The sequence below is a fragment of the Rahnella sp. CJA17(1/100) genome, assembly GCF_963881615.1.
Classification (GTDB): Bacteria; Pseudomonadota; Gammaproteobacteria; order Enterobacterales; family Enterobacteriaceae; genus Rahnella; species Rahnella aceris.
Genome location: NZ_CAWOJA010000022.1, coordinates 267,879 through 284,075, shown reverse-complemented (window position 1 = coordinate 284,075; position 16,197 = coordinate 267,879). Strand labels below are relative to the sequence as shown.

The window sequence follows — 16,197 nt, the reverse complement described above, 5'->3', positions numbered from 1 at the left end:
CAACCGATGCCTTTTAGCCGAATTTCTTTACCAGCCCACCGCGCGGATGCCTGGCAGGATGCCATTTCAGCCATATTACAGGAAGCACTGGTTGATCACTTTTCCGTGCCCAAAGATGACTGTTTTCAGTTGTTCGAACCGGTCAGCCGCCACCAGCGGGTAATCAACCCGACCTATTTAGCCGGTGAAAATGACCGGCGTTCAGACGATTTTCTGCTGTTTCACATCACCGCAGGCAAACCGCGTAACGGTTATCAGAAACAGCAACTGTTCCACCATCTGGCCGAAAAATTACACCTCACACTGGGAGTTTCTCAGGCTGATGTGATGGTGGTGGTGAGTTTTACACAGCCGGAAGACTGGTCGTTCAGTCACGGTGAAATGTTCAGAATTGCGCAAGGAGCCCGGTCATGATTGCCATGCAATACAGTTTTACCCTGCCTGCGGACTACGACATGGGCATTATTGAAAAGCGCATTGCGGATAACGGATATCGGACGGACGGTTTTGCAGGGCTTATTTTCAAAACCTATCTCTATGCCCGCCGCAACGGCCTGCAAACCGGCAGCGCAGAAAATATCTACGCGCCGTTTTACCTGTGGCAGGACGTATCAGATATGAACCGTTTTATTTCAGGTGCAGGTTTTCAGGGCGTCGCCGGCGCCTTCGGCTGGCCGCAGATCCGGGTTTATCCGGTGCTGACGGCACATGTCAGCGGAAGCGTCGCGGAGGCGGTATATGCGAAAAGAGAGATAACGGATATCGCACCGTTCAGTGACCTTGCGCCATTCAGTGAGCAAACGGTGAGCGACAGACTTATCGACGTCACCGCCTGGGACACGACAAACTGGAAGAAAATCCATTTTACGGCGGGGAGAAATCCGCTGACAGGCGGTGGGCAGCATTACCGCATCGGCCATATTTCATTGTCCGGTGCGGTAAAAGCAGTCTGACCCGGTTAATGCGCGGCAATCCCCAATTTTTTCATTCTCGACAACAACGTCGTACGTTTTAACCCCAGACGTTGTGCCGCACCACGCGGACCGGCGACCACACCGTTGGTCTCCTTAAGTACCTGAAGAATACGTTCGCGCTCGTCTTCCTCATTCAAATGCGGGGCGGGCGCTGTATCAGGCGCGGGCATCACCCTCTCCGGCTGAGATACCGGCAACGGATAATTCAGCTCAGGAAGTTGTAAATCCAGCACTGTTCCGCGGGTCAGCAGCACAGCGCGTTCAATAACATTTTCCAGTTCGCGCACATTGCCCGGCCAGGGCATCCGGCTTAATAAACGTAAGGTCTCGGCGGGAATACTGTCGATGGTGCGTTTCATGCGCTTGGCGATTTTATAGGTCAGGAATTTCACCAGTTGCGGAATGTCTTCAGGGCGCTCACGCAACGGCGGGATGACAATCGGGAACACATTCAGCCGGTAATACAGATCACTGCGGAATTCTTTATCGGCAACCATCTGGCACAGGTCGCGGTTGGTCGCTGCGATCATCCGCACATCCACCGAAATCAGTTTATTGCCGCCGACACGCTCGAACTCCTGCTCCTGCAAAATACGCAGCAACTTCGGTTGCAGTTCAATCGGAATTTCACCCACTTCATCGAGAAATAAGGTGCCTTTATCGGCCAGTTCAAAACGCCCCATCCGCTGAGCGGTAGCCCCGGTAAACGAGCCTTTTTCATGGCCGAATAAATCGCTTTCCATTAATCCGGCAGGCATGGCCGCGCAGTTCATTTTCACCATGCGCTGGTCACGACGATCGCCGAGATTATGGATCGCACGGGCGATCAGCTCTTTACCGGTGCCGGTTTCGCCGAGGATCAGCACAGAACAGTCGCTTTTCGCCACGATCTCAACCTGTTTCAGCACCGCCGACATGCTGGAACTGCGTCCGACAATGTCGCTGAAATCCGGGTTATTGCTGTTTATCTGCTCGGTGAGATACAGGTTTTCGTGTTGCAGTTTTTCCTTCAGGCTTTTAATTTCCTGATAGGCCAGTGCGTTATCCACGGCAATCGCAATACGTTCGGCGATCTGCTGCAACACGCGCAGATTAGCGGAATTAAAGTTATCCGGCTGGCACTGTGCCAGTTTCAACACCCCCAGCGTTTTATGACCAAAACGTAACGGCAGAATGCACAGGGTTTTGGTCTGATCCCGCCATAACAGCTGGAACAACGTGCTTTCATCGTTGTCCGGTTCTTCGGCGGACCGCACGTTAGTCAGCAGCATTTCGCCATTTTTCATCACCTGCTGTTCCAGCGAACCCTCCAGCGTCATGCGCGACTGTTCACGCTCCGCGACGTGCGTCTGCACATAATGTGTCGCGTAAACACTGGCTTGTTCGCTGTCTTTATCGGCATCACACAACACAATGCTGATGGCATTAATGTGAAAGAAATGGTGAATAGTCTTGGCGATTTCGCCGGTCAGTTCGTCGAGATCCAGCTTGGACAGGACGGCGTTGGTGATATCCACCAGAATGCGGAAATCGTCACGTTCATGGCGCAGCAGGGATTGCTGGAGCGAGGCGTTTTCGCGCAACTGGATTTGTTCGACCGCAATGGCCGCCAGCGTACAAAGCTCATAAAGACCGTTCTTGTCTTCCTCACTGAACGGGGTCGCGTGCTGACGGGTAAACTCACAGCCCCCCAGCAAGCCGGAAGAGGCCAGCAGAGGCACCAGACAATAATCGGTAAACGCCGGATACAGGTTCAGCGCCGCCAGTTGCGGATAGCGCAGATGCAACGCTTCGCTGCGCCAGACCTGCGTTTTAGGATTGCTCAGTAAGGCATGTACCGGCCCGGTCGCCAGCAGCGTTTCATCTTCATAACTGACCGGCTGATGATGCGGATCGATGCCATAAAAACTGACGCGTTCGCTGTTATTGTCGAACAACACCAGCGTCACAGCCTCCGCAATACCGGCGCTCTGAACCACTTGCGTCAGGGTTTCCAGCAGCGATGTCATGTTCTGTTGCAGCAGCAATGTGCGCGTCAGTTCCAGTAATCCTTTGTGTTTTGTGGTGCTCATTGTTGCACTCTGCATACCGTGGGCTCTGGCTTTTGATGTAAAGCGTTTTTGAAGAAACGATTAAGAAAGTTTACGCCTTCGCGGCGGCGCGCTCCCCTGACGAGATCAACAAATGCGGGGTAATGGCTCCGCATGGGGCAACATTAACTGGCGGGAAACACCCAGCGCGCCGCGCAGACACACCTGCGGACTTATCGTCACCTCGCCGATAGTCGCCGCATCAGCGCCCAGCGGATGGCTGCGTAACAGGTTCAGCACCTGCTCTTCAGCCCGGTCGGACACGACGATCACCAGTTTGCCTTCATTGGCAAAATTCAGCGGTTCCAGCCCCAGTAATTCACAGATGCCACGCACAGCCGGTTTCACCGGCAACGCGGTTTCGTCGATACATATCCCAAAACCACTGGCGGCGCTGAACTCATGCAAAATCGCATTCACCCCGCCGCGCGTGGCATCACGTAAGGCATGCACGCCAGCCAGCGGTCGCAGTGGTGCAATCATCGGCGCAAGCACCGCGCAGTCACTTTCCACGCCCAGATCCATCCCCAGCTTTTCACGCAGATTGAGGATCGCCGCACCATGATCGCCGAGCGTCCCGCTGACGATCACTTTATCGCCTGCTTTTATCATACCGGCGGCCCAGTTAACGGCCGTTGGGATCACGCCGATCCCGGCGGTATTAATAAAGATTTTGTCGGCGGCACCTCGCTGCACGACCTTGGTATCGCCGGTCACAATGGCAATGCCCGCAGCGTGTGCGGTCTGCGCCATCGCGCTGACTATTTTTTGTAAGTCATCCAGCGCTAACCCTTCTTCCAGAATAAAACCGCAGGAAAGATAGGCGGGGGTCGCCCCGCAGACCGCCAGATCGTTTGCCGTGCCGCACACCGCCAGCTTGCCGATATTGCCGCCGGGGAAAAAGATGGGATCAATCACGTAACTGTCCGTGGTAAACGCCAGCCGGTCGCCCTGTGCACTCAGGCTGGCAAGTGACAATCGTGCGCCATCTTCCCGTTCGTTAAGCCAGGGATTATCAAATGCGCTGATGAACATCTGTTCGATCATCTGTTGCATGGCGCGGCCGCCGCTGCCATGCGACATTGTGACGACTTCTTTGCGATCACTCATCCTGACTTACCTTCTGCTGTTGATGCTTTTGCTGCGGTTTATCCGCCATTGCCGTTTCCTGATGCCGGTACTGATACCACGCCGCGCACGCACCTTCAGAAGACACCATCAGCGCACCAAATGCATTATGTGGCGTACAAGTGGTGCCAAACAGCGGGCACTCATGCGGCTTGCAGCGCCCGGTCAGCACTTCACCGCAACGGGAGCGGGGATCGTCCGCTACCGGTTGTGCCTGCGGGTTAAAGCGCCGCTCTGCATCAAACGAGGCATAGGCGGGGGCCAGGGAAATCCCTGAGGCTTCAATCACCCCCAGACCGCGCCACTCGCTGCTACCGGCAAGCGTAAACACTTCGCGCATCGCTTCCTGTGCCAGCAGGTTACCCTCTTCCGGCACCACGCGGCGATACTGGTTTTCCGTTTTACACGATGCCTCGCAAACTTGTTCCACCAGCATCAGCACGCTTTGCAGCATATCGAGTGGCTCAAAACCGCTGATCACCAGTGGCTTGCCGAATTCTTCATTGATGAAATGATAAGGTGCGGTACCCGTCACCATGCTGACGTGACCGGGAGCCAGAAAAGCATCAATCCGCACATCATCCTGCGAGAGCAGGCTGCGTAAGGTCGGCATCAGGCTGATGTGCTGACAGAACACGCTGAAATTGGGCAGACGTTCGCGCCGTGCCTGTTGCAGCGTGACAGCGGTAACCGGCAGCGTGGTTTCAAAACCGAGGGCGAAAAACACCACCTGACGTGCCGGATTTGCACGGGCCAGTTTCAGCGTATCCAGCGGGGAATAAACCACACGCACATCGGCACCCCGTTCGCGCGCCTGCAACAGCGAGCCTTGCTTGCCGGGCACGCGCAGCGCGTCGCCAAAGGTGCAGAAAATCACGTCGGGATGTGCGGCAATTTCACAGCAGGCATCGATACGCCCCATCGGTAACACGCACACCGGACACCCCGGCCCGTGGATAAATTCCAGTTGCGGGGGCAGCAGTTTATCCAGCCCGAATTTGAAAATGGCATGGGTATGGCCGCCGCACACTTCCATAATCTGCATGGGTTTTTCAGCGGTGTAAGGCAGTAATGCCGCCCGCTGATGCAGCCGTTCAATCAGCGTTTTCGCCAGTTTCGGATCACGGAATTCATCAACAAAACGCATTATCGTGCCTCTCCCGCACCGAGAAACAGGGCGACATCGGCTTCCACTTCTTCCATCGCGTGCAGCGCAGCCAGCGTCTCTTGTGCTTCCTGTTCATCAAGTTTGCTCAATGCAAAACCGACGTGGATTAACACCCAGCCGCCGATCAGCGTTTGTGGCTGGCCGTCGCACACCAGCGCAATATTCACTTCGCGGCGCAGACCACAGACTTCTGCCCAGGCGTGATCAGGCTGCTGGTCATGCAACGCGACGATTTGTCCCGGAATGCCTATGCACATCGTTGCTGCTCCAGCCAGGCCAGCCACTGCTCCATACCTTCGCCGGTAGTGGCAGAAAGCCGGATCACTTCAATCTGCGGATTGACCTGGCGCGCATTGGCAATACAGGCTTCGACGTCAAAACTGACATACGGCAACAGGTCGATTTTATTGAGGACCATCAGGCGCGATGCGGCAAACATATGCGGATATTTCAGCGGCTTGTCCTCGCCTTCCGTGACGGACAGCACCGCCACTTTGTGCAATTCACCGAGATCAAAACTGGCCGGACACACCAGATTGCCGACATTTTCGATAAACAACAGGCTGTTATTGTTTGGCGACAGCTGATGCAGCGCATCATGAACCATTTGCGCGTCCAGATGGCAGCCTTTACCGGTATTCACCTGGATCGCCGGGACGCCGGTGGCGCGGATACGATCGGCATCGTGAGTGGTTTGCTGATCGCCTTCTATCACCGCGCAGTCGAAATACGGTGCCAGCCGGGTCAGGGTGCTGGTCAGCAGGGTCGTTTTACCGGAGCCGGGGCTGGACACCAGATTCAGTGCCAGAATGCCCGCCGCCGCAAAATGCTCGCGGTTATGGGCAGCGATATGGTTATTCTTCGCCAGCACGTCCATTTCGATGTCCACCAGGCGTCGCGGTGCAAACGGCAGACCGTGGCGATGATCATGTGAATGGTGATGAGTGTGTTCAGGGCTGACGCCTTCGATACGAAGTTCGCCGCTGGCACAACCGCAGGTACTGCACATAGCTTTCTCCCCGGGCACATCGGGTGCCCGTTATTCGATTTCGATTCGTTTAATTTTCATGCCGTCATCGGCCACCACCCGCACATCACGTCCGCCACAGTGCGGACACAGCAGCACGCCGGGGCTGAGTAAAGTGATGTCCTGCTGGCACGTGTAGCACCAGCTTTCTGCCGCCGGTGTGTGGAGATGCAATTCACAACCTTCAGCGAGTGTTTCGCGGCACGCCAGTTCGAAGCAAAATTGCACCGCTTCAGGTTCGACGCAGGAAAATGCGCCAATTTCCATCCATACCGCCGTAATTCTCCGGGCATTATTTTGCCGTCCAAACTGTTGCATTATTTCCACGGCGTTCTGGCACAACGTAATCTCGTGCATTATTTCCCTCTCCGTCAGGAGATTAATAAACAGCGCATGGGAAGGTAAGTAGCAATATTGATGCCACAATTTTTCGACACGGAGACACGGAGAAGAAAACCGGATAGCGAAATAATCCCGGCGCAGTCCGTCATATATGTCGAAATACAGTGTCATCGACATGTCATTATGTTTTTCATGCGACCGGACACACAGGCTTTAAATATCTTAACCTTTTAATAATAAAGCAGTTATTAAACAAAACCGGAAACTGGCACGTTTTATGCCAGCAGGGATGTATGCGCCGTATTTTCGTCGTCACTTTCTGCATAAAGACGGACCGGAAAGGCACCTACGCACACCTCAATAACGGGTAATGACAATGAGCACTCTCAGCGAACTGACCAGTAAAGCGGATTATATAGCCAGCAAAAACAGCCATCTGAAATCACAATGGCGCCTGTATCAGAACAGCCTGACACAGGCCATAACCCATTCAAATAAAAAGATAAACCATGAATTCAGTTGCGGCGAAGATCAGGATATCCGCTTCACCCTGTTTAACCATTTTTCCGTCAGTATTCATCTCAGCGACGACTTCTACAGTCAGGATATCGTTTACAGCCTGAACATGGCGCACAGCGGTGAAGAACCCGACTTCAGAGCGTTTGCACACGCCACGCTGAGTGAAGAAGGCCGGGTTGATGGCACCGTGGATATTAAAGATAAGAACGCCGTGCTGGAACATTATCTCAATAAAATATCGGCTATTTATCAGTGTATTTTTGACTCACTGAAAACTAATCAGCCCATTCATTCGCAACTCGAAAAATTACTCGACCACGCCTGAGTTACATTCAGAAATATATTATCGCACCGGCATAACAGGAATGTTTTTCATTGCCGTTTTTTTACTGGGATCTATTCCGACATAAATGTCGAAATGTCAATTTAAGTGCCGATTTCGTCACCTTTGACGAAATACCAAGGAGACTTCATGAGCTTTAAAAATGCCATGAATCAATATGTGATAGCTGATCCGAAACTTTGTATTGGCTGCAATACCTGTATGGCCAGTTGTTCGCAGGAACACCAGCGTCACGGTTTACAATCTGCCCCCCGTTTGCAGGTGATGCGAAACCGTCTGGATTCCGCGCCGGTGATGTGTCACCAGTGTGAAGATGCCCCCTGCGCGCAGGTGTGTCCGGTTAATGCTATCACCCGTGAAAACGACGCGATTCATCTCAATGAAAGCCTCTGCGTCAGTTGCAAACTGTGCGGGCTTGCCTGCCCGTTCGGTGCCATCACCTTTTCCGGCAGCACGCCGCTGGACATGCCCGTCGACTGTAACACCTCAAAAGCGCTGCCCGCGCCGCGCCCGCCACGTGCGATCAGCCCTTTCCTGGATTGTGTGCCGGGGGTTCGCGCGGTGGCAGTGAAATGCGATTTATGCAGCTTCAGCCCTGAGGGTCCGGCGTGCATCAAGACCTGTCCCACACAGGCCATCCGGCTTATCACGGCCAGTCTGTCTGAAAATGCCAGCCAGCAAAAACGCCTGAATGCGATGAATGTATTCCCGGCCGGGCTGACATCCTTTAGTGCGCCTGACACGGAGGCCAAACAATGACGGCACTATTAGCGTTGGATCCGGCATCACTGTTGACGCTGGCGCTGCTGGTCTGGGTTTTCAGCGGCATTATCTGCGGGTTACTGGCAGGAGCCGCGAAATTAAGCAGCCTGATTTCAGGCGCTGGCAGCATGGTGGCATCCGTCGCGGTTATTATTGCGGCGGTTCAGATGGTAAACAGTGGCGCTCCGGTGACCCTTACACTGCCGGTTCTGCCTTACCGCGCCAGCTTCAGCCCGCTGAATGCATTGTTGTTACTGGCGATGTCGGTAACGGCCTTGTTCAGCAGCCTGTATGCCTGCGCATGGCTGGCGAATGCCCGTCCGCGCCAGCGCGCCCGTACCGGGTTGTTATGCAATCTGCTGCTGGCGGCGCTGACTGCCGCGGCGATTTCCGCCAATGCGGCTGAACTGATCCTGATGATGGAAATGGCCGCGCTGTGTGCGTATTTCATGATCGTACAAGCCGACGATGTGAAAAGCCGCCGTGCCGGTCTGAATCAGTTTTTATCCGGCCGCCTCGGCACGCTGTGTCTGATCCTGGCGTTTGCGCTGCTGCATCACGCCAGCGGCAGTCTGGATTTTGAGGTTCTTCGCCACACCACGTTTACGCCAGGCATTAAATCGCTGGCTTTCCTGCTGGCACTGGCCGGTTTCGGACTCTACGCCGGGATTATCCCGCTGCACGCCTGGGTGCCGCAGTCGCATTCCAGCGCCCCCGCCCACGCCGCTGCCCTGTTCTCTTCGGCGCTGATGAAAATCGGCATTATTGGCATCGTAAAAGTCGGTCTGGACTTGCTCGGCGCACCGCCACTCTGGTGGGGCCTGATGGTATTGCTTCTGGCAATCCTGACCGCATTTATCGGCGGCCTGTACGCGCTGATGGAGCACGATATCCGCCGTCTGCTGGCCTATCACACGCTGGAAAACGTCGGGATTATTTTGCTCGGCATCGGCGGCGCTATGGTGGGCGTGGCGCTGAATCTGCCGCTGCTGGCCTCGCTCGCCCTGCTGGCCGGATTGTTTCACCTGTTCAATCACGGGTTGTTTAAAACCGCGCTGTTCCTCGGTGCCGGTGAAATCGAAATGCAGACCGGCATTAAGGACATGGAAAAACTCGGCGGGATCGCCCGTCTGATGCCGTGGACCGCCGTGTCGATGCTGATTGCCCTGATGTCGATGGCTGCCCTGCCGCCGCTGAACGGCTTTGCCAGCGAATGGCTGCTGTATCAGTCGCTGTTCCAGCTGAGTGCGGGTCACGTGTTTATCGCACGTCTGCTCGGGCCGCTGCTGGCGGTCGGTCTGGCCCTGACCGGTGCGCTGGCACTGATGTGTATTGCCAAAGTTTTCGGCGTCACTTTCTTAGGCACACCACGCAGTCCGGCGGCGGCAGACGCCACGCCTGCCCCGCGGCTGATGACACTCAGCAGCGTATTGCTGGCGCTGTTGTGTGTGGTTTTCGGTGTCGCCTCGCCGTGGTTGATTCCGCACTTCTCCGCCGTTGCCGCTTCAGTGCTGAACGTGCCTGTTTTACAGGCCGCCGGACATGGCGCGGCGTTCTCCGCCACGTCTGCGGTATCCGCGCCGATGGTCGCCATTCTGCTGCTGGGCATGCCGCTGCTGCCGTGGATTGCCGCCACGGTATTGCGCGGTTCCCGTCTGCCAAACCGTTCACGCGGCGATGCCTGGGCCTGTGGCTACGGCCATTCCGCTGACATGGTGGTGACAGCGACGGGTTTTGCCCAACCGCTGCGCGTGATGTTTGCCCCGCTTTATCGCCTGCGTCAGCACATGACACCGGCTCCGCTGGTGGCCGCGCTGCACCGTGGCTGGCTGGGTGCCTTCTGCCGTCGTCTGGCTTTCATCGAACTGGCCGTGTTGCTGGTCGTGGCTTTTGCCTGAGGAACTGACTATGAACACTTCATTCTTACTCGCGGGTTCGTTGTGGCCGCTGGCGCTGATTCAGGCGATTGCGTTGCTGGCGCTCGCGCCGCTGTTTGCCGGATTCAGCCGCGTAATGCGCGCACGGATGCACAACCGTCAGGGACCGGGCGTGTTACAGGAATACCGTGATATCACCAAACTGCTGACCCGCCAGAGTGTCGCACCCGCCGCGGCCGGTGCGGCGTTTCGCAGCATGCCGTACCTGCTGACCGGCGGCTTACTGGTGATCGCCACCGCCCTGCCGGTGGTGACGCTGGCGTCGCCAATGGGCGCGGCGGGCGATCTGATCACGGTCATCTATCTGTTTGCCATAGTGCGTTTTGTGTTCGCCATCGCCGGGCTGGATACCGGCAGCACCTTCACCGGCATCGGCGCCAGCCGTGAAGCGGTGCTTGGCGTGCTGGTCGAGCCCATTCTGCTGCTCGGGCTGTGGATTGCGGCGCTGGTCGCCGGTTCCACCTCGCTTGGTGCCATTGCCGCCCGTGTTCTGCACTGGCCGCTGTCGTCTTCCTTAACCCTCGTTCTGGCCGGTCTGGCCTGTGCATTCGCGACCTATATCGAAATGGGCAAGCTGCCGTTCGACATGGCGGAAGCCGAGCAGGAATTACAGGAAGGCCCGCTGACCGAATATTCCGGCGCGGCGCTGGGCGTGCTGAAAATCGGCATCAGCCTGAAACAACTGGTGGTGTTGCAGCTATTCCTTGGTCTGTTTTTCCCGTTCGGACTGGCGGAGCAACTCACGCCGCTGACGTTGCTGACCGCCGTGGTGCTGTGTCTGGTGAAACTGCTGATCGCGGTATTTGTGGTGGCGCTCATCGAGAACAGCGTCGCCCGTCTGCGCTTTCTTAAAACTTCCCGCACCACCTGGGCGGGTTTCGGGCTGGCGTTTCTGGCGCTGGTTTCCTGGCTGGTCGCAGGCTGACCTGACATTTTTCTTGTCCCGCTGCGGCGGGAAGAGGCTTTGTAATGAGTGAGTTCAATACCGCATTAAATCAAAACCCGGTCGGTAAAGAGTATCTGGCCGCGCTGGCGAAGCAGTTTCCGTCGGCGATCTTAGGCAGTGAATGGCAGACCGACACGCAGGCGACCGTCACCATCAGGCTGAACTGGCTGCCGGAAGTGGTCGAATGGCTGTATTACCAGCAGGGTGGCTGGCTTTCCGTGTTATTCGGCAATGACGAACGTACGTTGTGCGGCAACTACGCGCTGTATTACGTGCTGTCGATGGAAAAAGGCGTGAAGTGCTGGATCACCGTGCGCGCCGAAGTGGATCCTGTGTCGCTGGAATTCCCTTCCGTGACACCGCGCGTGCCGGCAGCAGTCTGGGGCGAACGTGAAGTGCGTGATATGTACGGGTTGCGCCCGGTCGGGTTGCCGGACGAACGCCGTCTGGTGCTGCCGGATGACTGGCCGGACGATTTATACCCGCTGCGCAAAGATGCGATGGATTACCGCCAGCGCCCGGCACCCACCACGGACGAAGAAACCTATCCGTTTATTTCCGAAGCCAAAGAAGGCAGCAAAATTGTGCCGATTGGTCCGCTGCACGTCACTTCTGACGAACCGGGACACTTTCGTCTGTTCGTTGACGGTGAAGACATTATCGATGCCGATTACCGGCTGTTTTACGTGCACCGTGGCATGGAGAAACTGGCCGAAACCCGCATGGGCTACAACGAAGTCACCTTCCTCTCAGACCGCGTTTGCGGCATCTGCGGCTTCACCCACAGCGTGGCGTACACCTCTTCGGTCGAAAACGCGATGGGTATCGTGGTGCCGGAACGCGCCCAGATGATCCGTTCTATTCTGCTGGAAGTCGAACGTCTGCACAGCCATCTGCTGAACCTCGGGCTTGCCTGTCATTTTGTCGGTTTTGATTCCGGTTTCATGCAGTTTTTCCGCGTCCGTGAACAGTCGATGAAGATGGCAGAAATCCTGACCGGCGCGCGAAAAACCTACGGCATGAACCTGATCGGCGGCATCCGCCGTGACATCCTCAAAGACGACATGATCGCCACCATTGCGCTGGCGGGCAGCATGCGCCGGGATCTGAACGAGCTGGTGGATATCCTGCTCAGTACGCCGAATACCCGGCAGCGCAGCGTCGGCGTCGGTATTCTGGATCCGCAGGTAGCGCGCGATTTCAGTAACGTCGGCCCGATGGTGCGTGGCAGCGGTCACCGCCGCGATATGCGTCAGGATCACCCTTATGCCGGTTACGCCAAACTGCCATTTGAACTGTGCAGCGAAACCGGTAACGACGTTTATTCCCGCCTGAAAGTGCGCATCCACGAAGTGTTTAACGCCCTGAATATGATCGAGTTCGGCCTGCAAAGCCTGCCGGGTGGCCCGCTGGCGGTAGAAGGTTTCAATTATATTCCTCACCGTTTTGCCCTCGGCTTTGCTGAAGCGCCACGCGGTGACGACATTCACTGGAGCATGACCGGCGACAACCAAAAGCTGTTCCGCTGGCGTTGCCGTGCGGCGACTTACGCCAACTGGCCGACGCTGCGTTACATGTTGCGCGGCAATACGGTCTCCGATGCGCCGCTGATTATCGGCAGTCTCGATCCTTGTTATTCCTGCACCGACCGCATGACGGTTGTCGATGTGCGTAAGAAAACGTCCATCGTCGTGCCTTACAAAGAGATCGAACGCTACGGCATCGAACGCAAAAATTCGCCGCTTTGAGGAGCTGCTTCCATCATGCTGAAACTGATTAAAAAAGTGCTTAAAACCGGCACCGCAACCGTGGCTTATCCGTTTAAGCCGCTGGATCTGGCAGCGAATTTTCGCGGCAAACCGCAATACACCGCACAGCAGTGTATTGCCTGCGGTGCGTGTGCCAACGCCTGTCCGTCTAACGCGCTGACCATGACCACGGCAGAAGATGGCGAAACCCTCCGCTGGCAACTGTTCTTAGGCCGCTGCATTTTCTGCGCCCGCTGCGAGGAAGTCTGCCCGACGGCGGCCATCAGACTGTCGCAGGAATTTGAACTGGCAGTCTGGCGTAAAGAAGACCTGTTTGAGACCGCGGATTTCCCTATCTGTCACTGCCGTGCCTGCGGCAAACCTTACGCGGTACAAAAGGAAATCGACTTCGCACTCAGCCTGTTGCAGGAAAGCGCCGCCCTGAGCGACCGGCAAGTTGCTGACCGCCGGGAGCAGTATGAAACCTGCCCCGAATGCAAAAAACTGCACAGCCTTTCTTCCTCCGACCGTATTGATATTGGCCGGCACATGACCACGGAGGCTCATTCATGAGTCATAACCTGATTGCTCCGCGTGACGAAAATGGCCTGCCGGTACCCGTCACGCTGGATGAAAGCATTGCCAAACTGAAATCCACACTGCTTCACAGCATCCGCCGCTCAGCTTACGTTTACCGCGTGGACTGCGGCGGCTGTAACGGCTGTGAAATTGAGATTTTCGCGGCCATTTCTCCGCTGTTCGACGCCGAACGCTTTGGGATTAAAGTGGTCCCGTCGCCGCGCCACGCAGACATTTTGCTGTTCACCGGTGCCGTGACCCGCGCCATGCGTATTCCGGCGCTGCGCGCCTGGGATTCTGCACCGGATCCGAAAATCTGCATTTCCTACGGCGCCTGCGGCAACAGCGGCGGCATCTTCCACGATCTGTATTGCGTGTGGGGCGGCACTGACAAAATCGTGCCGGTGGATGTGTATATTCCGGGTTGCCCGCCGACACCGGCCGCCACCATTTATGGTTTTGCGATGGCGCTGGGTTTGCTGGATCAGAAGATCAAAGGCCAGCAACACGATGAGGCGGCTACCGAACCGGCTCTGCTGCTGCACCCGGATTTACCGCAGCCGCTGCGCGTGTTGCTGGACCGCGAAGCGCGCCGGATGGCCGGTTACCGTTATGGCCGCCAGATTGCCGACACCTTTATGGATATCGTGGCCGCGCCCGGCTTACAACCCGTGGAACAGCGCGTTTCTGCATATCTTGAAGAACAAGGCGATCTGCGTCTCAACGAAATTGTCGGCAACCTGCAGCACATTTATCAGCAGGTTCTGCGTGGCGAGGTACACCTGTGATGACCTCCGTTAACGACCAGCGCTACGCGCGACATCAACCCTACGCAGGTCATCAGCCGGACAAGAACAAAGTGATTTTCTATTCGCTGAGCAGCAAGTTTGTCGATGAGAAAAGCGCCCTGAAACGCAGTTCGCAAAAAGTGCAGGAAGTGGTGTATTACAGCCTGGCGATCGGCCATCACCTCGGGGTGATCGACTGCCTGAAATCCCGTCTCGAATGCCCTCTCGACGGGTATATGCACTGGATTGACTGCCTGCCCGAAAACAGCGAAGCATATCGAAAACTGGCCGGTGTGCAGCGTTTCGGGGAGATCATTATCGACAGCAGCCACACCCACCTGCTGGCGCTGGCGCTGAGCGCTGCCCGCCCGTACATGAGTGATACGCAACAGGGCTGGAGCGATGCGCTGATCACCCTGCTTGCCCAGATTGAAAACGACCCCGCCATGTACCTGATGGTCAGGAGATACGATGCCTGATTTATCCTCCCGCTACGCATTGCTGTGCGTGGGCAACAGCATGATGGGCGACGACGGTGCCGGCCCGCGGCTGGCCGAACTGTGCGCTGAAAAACCGCTGTCCGGCTGGACTGTGGTTGACGGCGGTGCGGCACCAGAAAACGACATCGGTTATTTACGCGAACTGCGGCCTGCGCATCTGGTGATTGTTGATGCCACCGACATGGGGCTGGCGCCCGGTGAAATGCGCATTATCGATGAAGATGACATCGCTGAGATGTTCATGATGACCACCCACAATCTGCCGCTGACGTTCCTTATTCAGCAATTGCGTGAAGACATCCCGCAAATCACCTTTGTCGGCATTCAGCCGGACGTGGTGGCTTTTTACTTCCCGATGAGTGCCGCCGTTGAACAGGCCGTGAACCGCCTGTATCAGCTATTGCCTGCGCTGGATCAGGGGCTGGGAATCGCCCCTTTCCGGCCCTAAAGCCTCTGACAGCGGCTGTCGACATAACTGTCGATGCGGTGACGAAACAGACATGACATCAGCCCGACATTTCGTCATCGTTACGTCATTTTTATATAACCAACTGAAATACATAGATAAAAACAAGCATCCGAAACTGGCACGTTTTATGTATAGAAGTAGATGAAAACTTTTAACCCCCTGAATTAAAAGCACACTGAAATCCCCTAAGGCATTGGCATGGCAGGAAGGCGGCAAGCGAAGGAGTCCCGATGAGCTGACATGAGTCAGTGATTCGGGCGAGTGAACGCAGCCAACGCACCTGCGATGTCAAGGACGACGGGGATTTGGAGAGAAAAATGAACCGGTTTATCATCGCCGACCCTAAAAAATGCATCGGCTGTCGTACCTGTGAAATTGCCTGCGTGATGGCTCACAGTGAATCGCAGGATATTTCGCTGCTCAACGCCGCGACATTCGCACCGCGTCTGCACGTTATTAAAGGTGTCAATCTCAGTACACCGGTGATGTGTCGCCAGTGTGAAGATGCGCCCTGTGCCAACGTCTGTCCGAACGGCGCCATTCTTCGCACCGGAGATCATGTACAGGTGATGCAGGAACGCTGCATCGGCTGTAAGACCTGCGTTGTCGCCTGCCCGTACGGCGCCATGGAAGTCGTCACCAAACCCGTTTTCCGCCAGAACGGCGCGGCGATGGTCACCACCTCGGATAAAGCCGAGGCGCACAAATGCGACCTGTGCCACACCCGCGCTGAAGGCCCGGCCTGTATGGAAATCTGCCCGACCAAGGCACTTTTCGCTATCGACCGTAACCACTTACAGGAAATGAACGCAGAAAAACGCCGCCGCGCTGCGCTCGACAGCACCTCCCCGTTGCTGTTTTAACCCCGGATTAAGGA

General features: G+C 56.2%; 18 protein-coding genes. 12 read left to right on the top strand and 6 right to left on the bottom strand.

Features of this window, described 5'->3' with window-relative positions; all coding sequences use genetic code 11:
• Positions 1-6: 6 nt before the first annotated feature.
• Positions 7-414 (top strand): tautomerase family protein, encoded by a 408-nt coding sequence (locus AACU55_RS12810; protein WP_134705557.1) that lies wholly within the window; start codon positions 7-9, stop codon positions 412-414.
• Positions 411-953: a DUF4865 family protein gene (locus AACU55_RS12805; protein WP_134705556.1), complete on the top strand. Its 543-nt coding sequence runs from the start codon at positions 411-413 to the stop codon at positions 951-953. The genes AACU55_RS12810 and AACU55_RS12805 overlap by 4 nt, the downstream gene beginning before the upstream one ends.
• A 5-nt stretch (positions 954-958) precedes the next feature.
• On the opposite strand, the gene flhA is transcribed toward AACU55_RS12805, so the two are convergent.
• The 6 genes from flhA to hypA form a co-directional block, all read right to left on the bottom strand.
• On the bottom strand, positions 959-3,046 hold the full coding sequence (flhA, locus tag AACU55_RS12800) for a formate hydrogenlyase transcriptional activator FlhA (protein ID WP_015689516.1): 2,088 nt from the start codon (positions 3,044-3,046) through the stop codon (positions 959-961).
• Positions 3,047-3,151: 105 nt separating this feature from the next.
• Entirely contained in the window at positions 3,152-4,174 is a 1,023-nt protein-coding gene (gene hypE, locus AACU55_RS12795; protein ID WP_134705555.1) for a hydrogenase expression/formation protein HypE, read from the bottom strand.
• A complete protein-coding gene (gene hypD, locus AACU55_RS12790; RefSeq protein WP_134705554.1) occupies positions 4,167-5,339 on the bottom strand; it encodes a hydrogenase formation protein HypD in 1,173 nt (390 codons plus the stop codon). Before hypD ends, hypE begins: the two co-directional genes overlap by 8 nt.
• Positions 5,339-5,617: a HypC/HybG/HupF family hydrogenase formation chaperone gene (gene hypC, locus AACU55_RS12785; protein WP_013574490.1), complete on the bottom strand. Its 279-nt coding sequence runs from the start codon at positions 5,615-5,617 to the stop codon at positions 5,339-5,341. Before hypC ends, hypD begins: the two co-directional genes overlap by 1 nt.
• Positions 5,608-6,369 carry a hydrogenase nickel incorporation protein HypB gene (gene hypB / locus AACU55_RS12780; protein WP_134705553.1) on the bottom strand — a complete coding sequence of 254 codons (762 nt, stop codon included), beginning with the start codon at positions 6,367-6,369 and terminating at the stop codon, positions 5,608-5,610. The genes hypC and hypB overlap by 10 nt, the downstream gene beginning before the upstream one ends.
• Positions 6,370-6,399: 30 nt before the next feature.
• A complete protein-coding gene (gene hypA, locus AACU55_RS12775) occupies positions 6,400-6,744 on the bottom strand; it encodes a hydrogenase maturation nickel metallochaperone HypA (RefSeq protein WP_013574488.1) in 345 nt (114 codons plus the stop codon).
• 361 nt (positions 6,745-7,105) lie between these two features.
• Between hypA and hycA the strand changes: the two genes are divergently transcribed.
• The 10 genes from hycA to hydN all read left to right on the top strand — a co-directional run bounded on the left by hycA (position 7,106) and on the right by hydN (position 16,183).
• The gene (hycA, locus tag AACU55_RS12770) at positions 7,106-7,573 is read left to right on the top strand and encodes a formate hydrogenlyase regulator HycA (RefSeq protein WP_134705552.1); all 468 of its coding nucleotides are present in this window, start codon (positions 7,106-7,108) and stop codon (positions 7,571-7,573) included.
• Positions 7,574-7,720: 147 nt separating this feature from the next.
• A complete protein-coding gene (locus AACU55_RS12765) occupies positions 7,721-8,350 on the top strand; it encodes a 4Fe-4S dicluster domain-containing protein (protein ID WP_015689513.1) in 630 nt (209 codons plus the stop codon).
• Entirely contained in the window at positions 8,347-10,251 is a 1,905-nt protein-coding gene (locus AACU55_RS12760; RefSeq protein ID WP_134705551.1) for a proton-conducting transporter transmembrane domain-containing protein, read from the top strand. The genes AACU55_RS12765 and AACU55_RS12760 overlap by 4 nt, the downstream gene beginning before the upstream one ends.
• 10 nt (positions 10,252-10,261) lie before the next feature.
• Positions 10,262-11,215, top strand: coding sequence for a respiratory chain complex I subunit 1 family protein (locus AACU55_RS12755; RefSeq protein WP_037036313.1), 954 nt, complete (start codon positions 10,262-10,264; stop codon positions 11,213-11,215).
• Positions 11,216-11,259: 44 nt separating this feature from the next.
• Positions 11,260-12,984 carry a hydrogenase large subunit gene (locus AACU55_RS12750; RefSeq protein ID WP_013574483.1) on the top strand — a complete coding sequence of 575 codons (1,725 nt, stop codon included), beginning with the start codon at positions 11,260-11,262 and terminating at the stop codon, positions 12,982-12,984.
• Between the two features lie 15 nt (positions 12,985-12,999).
• Positions 13,000-13,557, top strand: a complete 558-nt coding sequence (locus tag AACU55_RS12745) for a formate hydrogenlyase complex iron-sulfur subunit (RefSeq protein ID WP_013574482.1) — start codon at positions 13,000-13,002, stop codon at positions 13,555-13,557.
• Positions 13,554-14,351, top strand: coding sequence for an NADH-quinone oxidoreductase subunit B family protein (locus tag AACU55_RS12740; protein ID WP_013574481.1), 798 nt, complete (start codon positions 13,554-13,556; stop codon positions 14,349-14,351). Before AACU55_RS12745 ends, AACU55_RS12740 begins: the two co-directional genes overlap by 4 nt.
• The gene (hycH, locus tag AACU55_RS12735; RefSeq protein WP_013574480.1) at positions 14,351-14,830 is read left to right on the top strand and encodes a formate hydrogenlyase maturation protein HycH; all 480 of its coding nucleotides are present in this window, start codon (positions 14,351-14,353) and stop codon (positions 14,828-14,830) included. The genes AACU55_RS12740 and hycH overlap by 1 nt, the downstream gene beginning before the upstream one ends.
• Positions 14,823-15,299, top strand: a complete 477-nt coding sequence (gene hycI / locus AACU55_RS12730) for a hydrogenase maturation peptidase HycI (protein WP_134705550.1) — start codon at positions 14,823-14,825, stop codon at positions 15,297-15,299. The genes hycH and hycI overlap by 8 nt, the downstream gene beginning before the upstream one ends.
• Before the next feature lie 338 nt (positions 15,300-15,637).
• Positions 15,638-16,183 carry an electron transport protein HydN gene (gene hydN, locus AACU55_RS12725; RefSeq protein WP_013574478.1) on the top strand — a complete coding sequence of 182 codons (546 nt, stop codon included), beginning with the start codon at positions 15,638-15,640 and terminating at the stop codon, positions 16,181-16,183.
• The last annotated feature ends 14 nt before the right edge of the window (positions 16,184-16,197 follow it).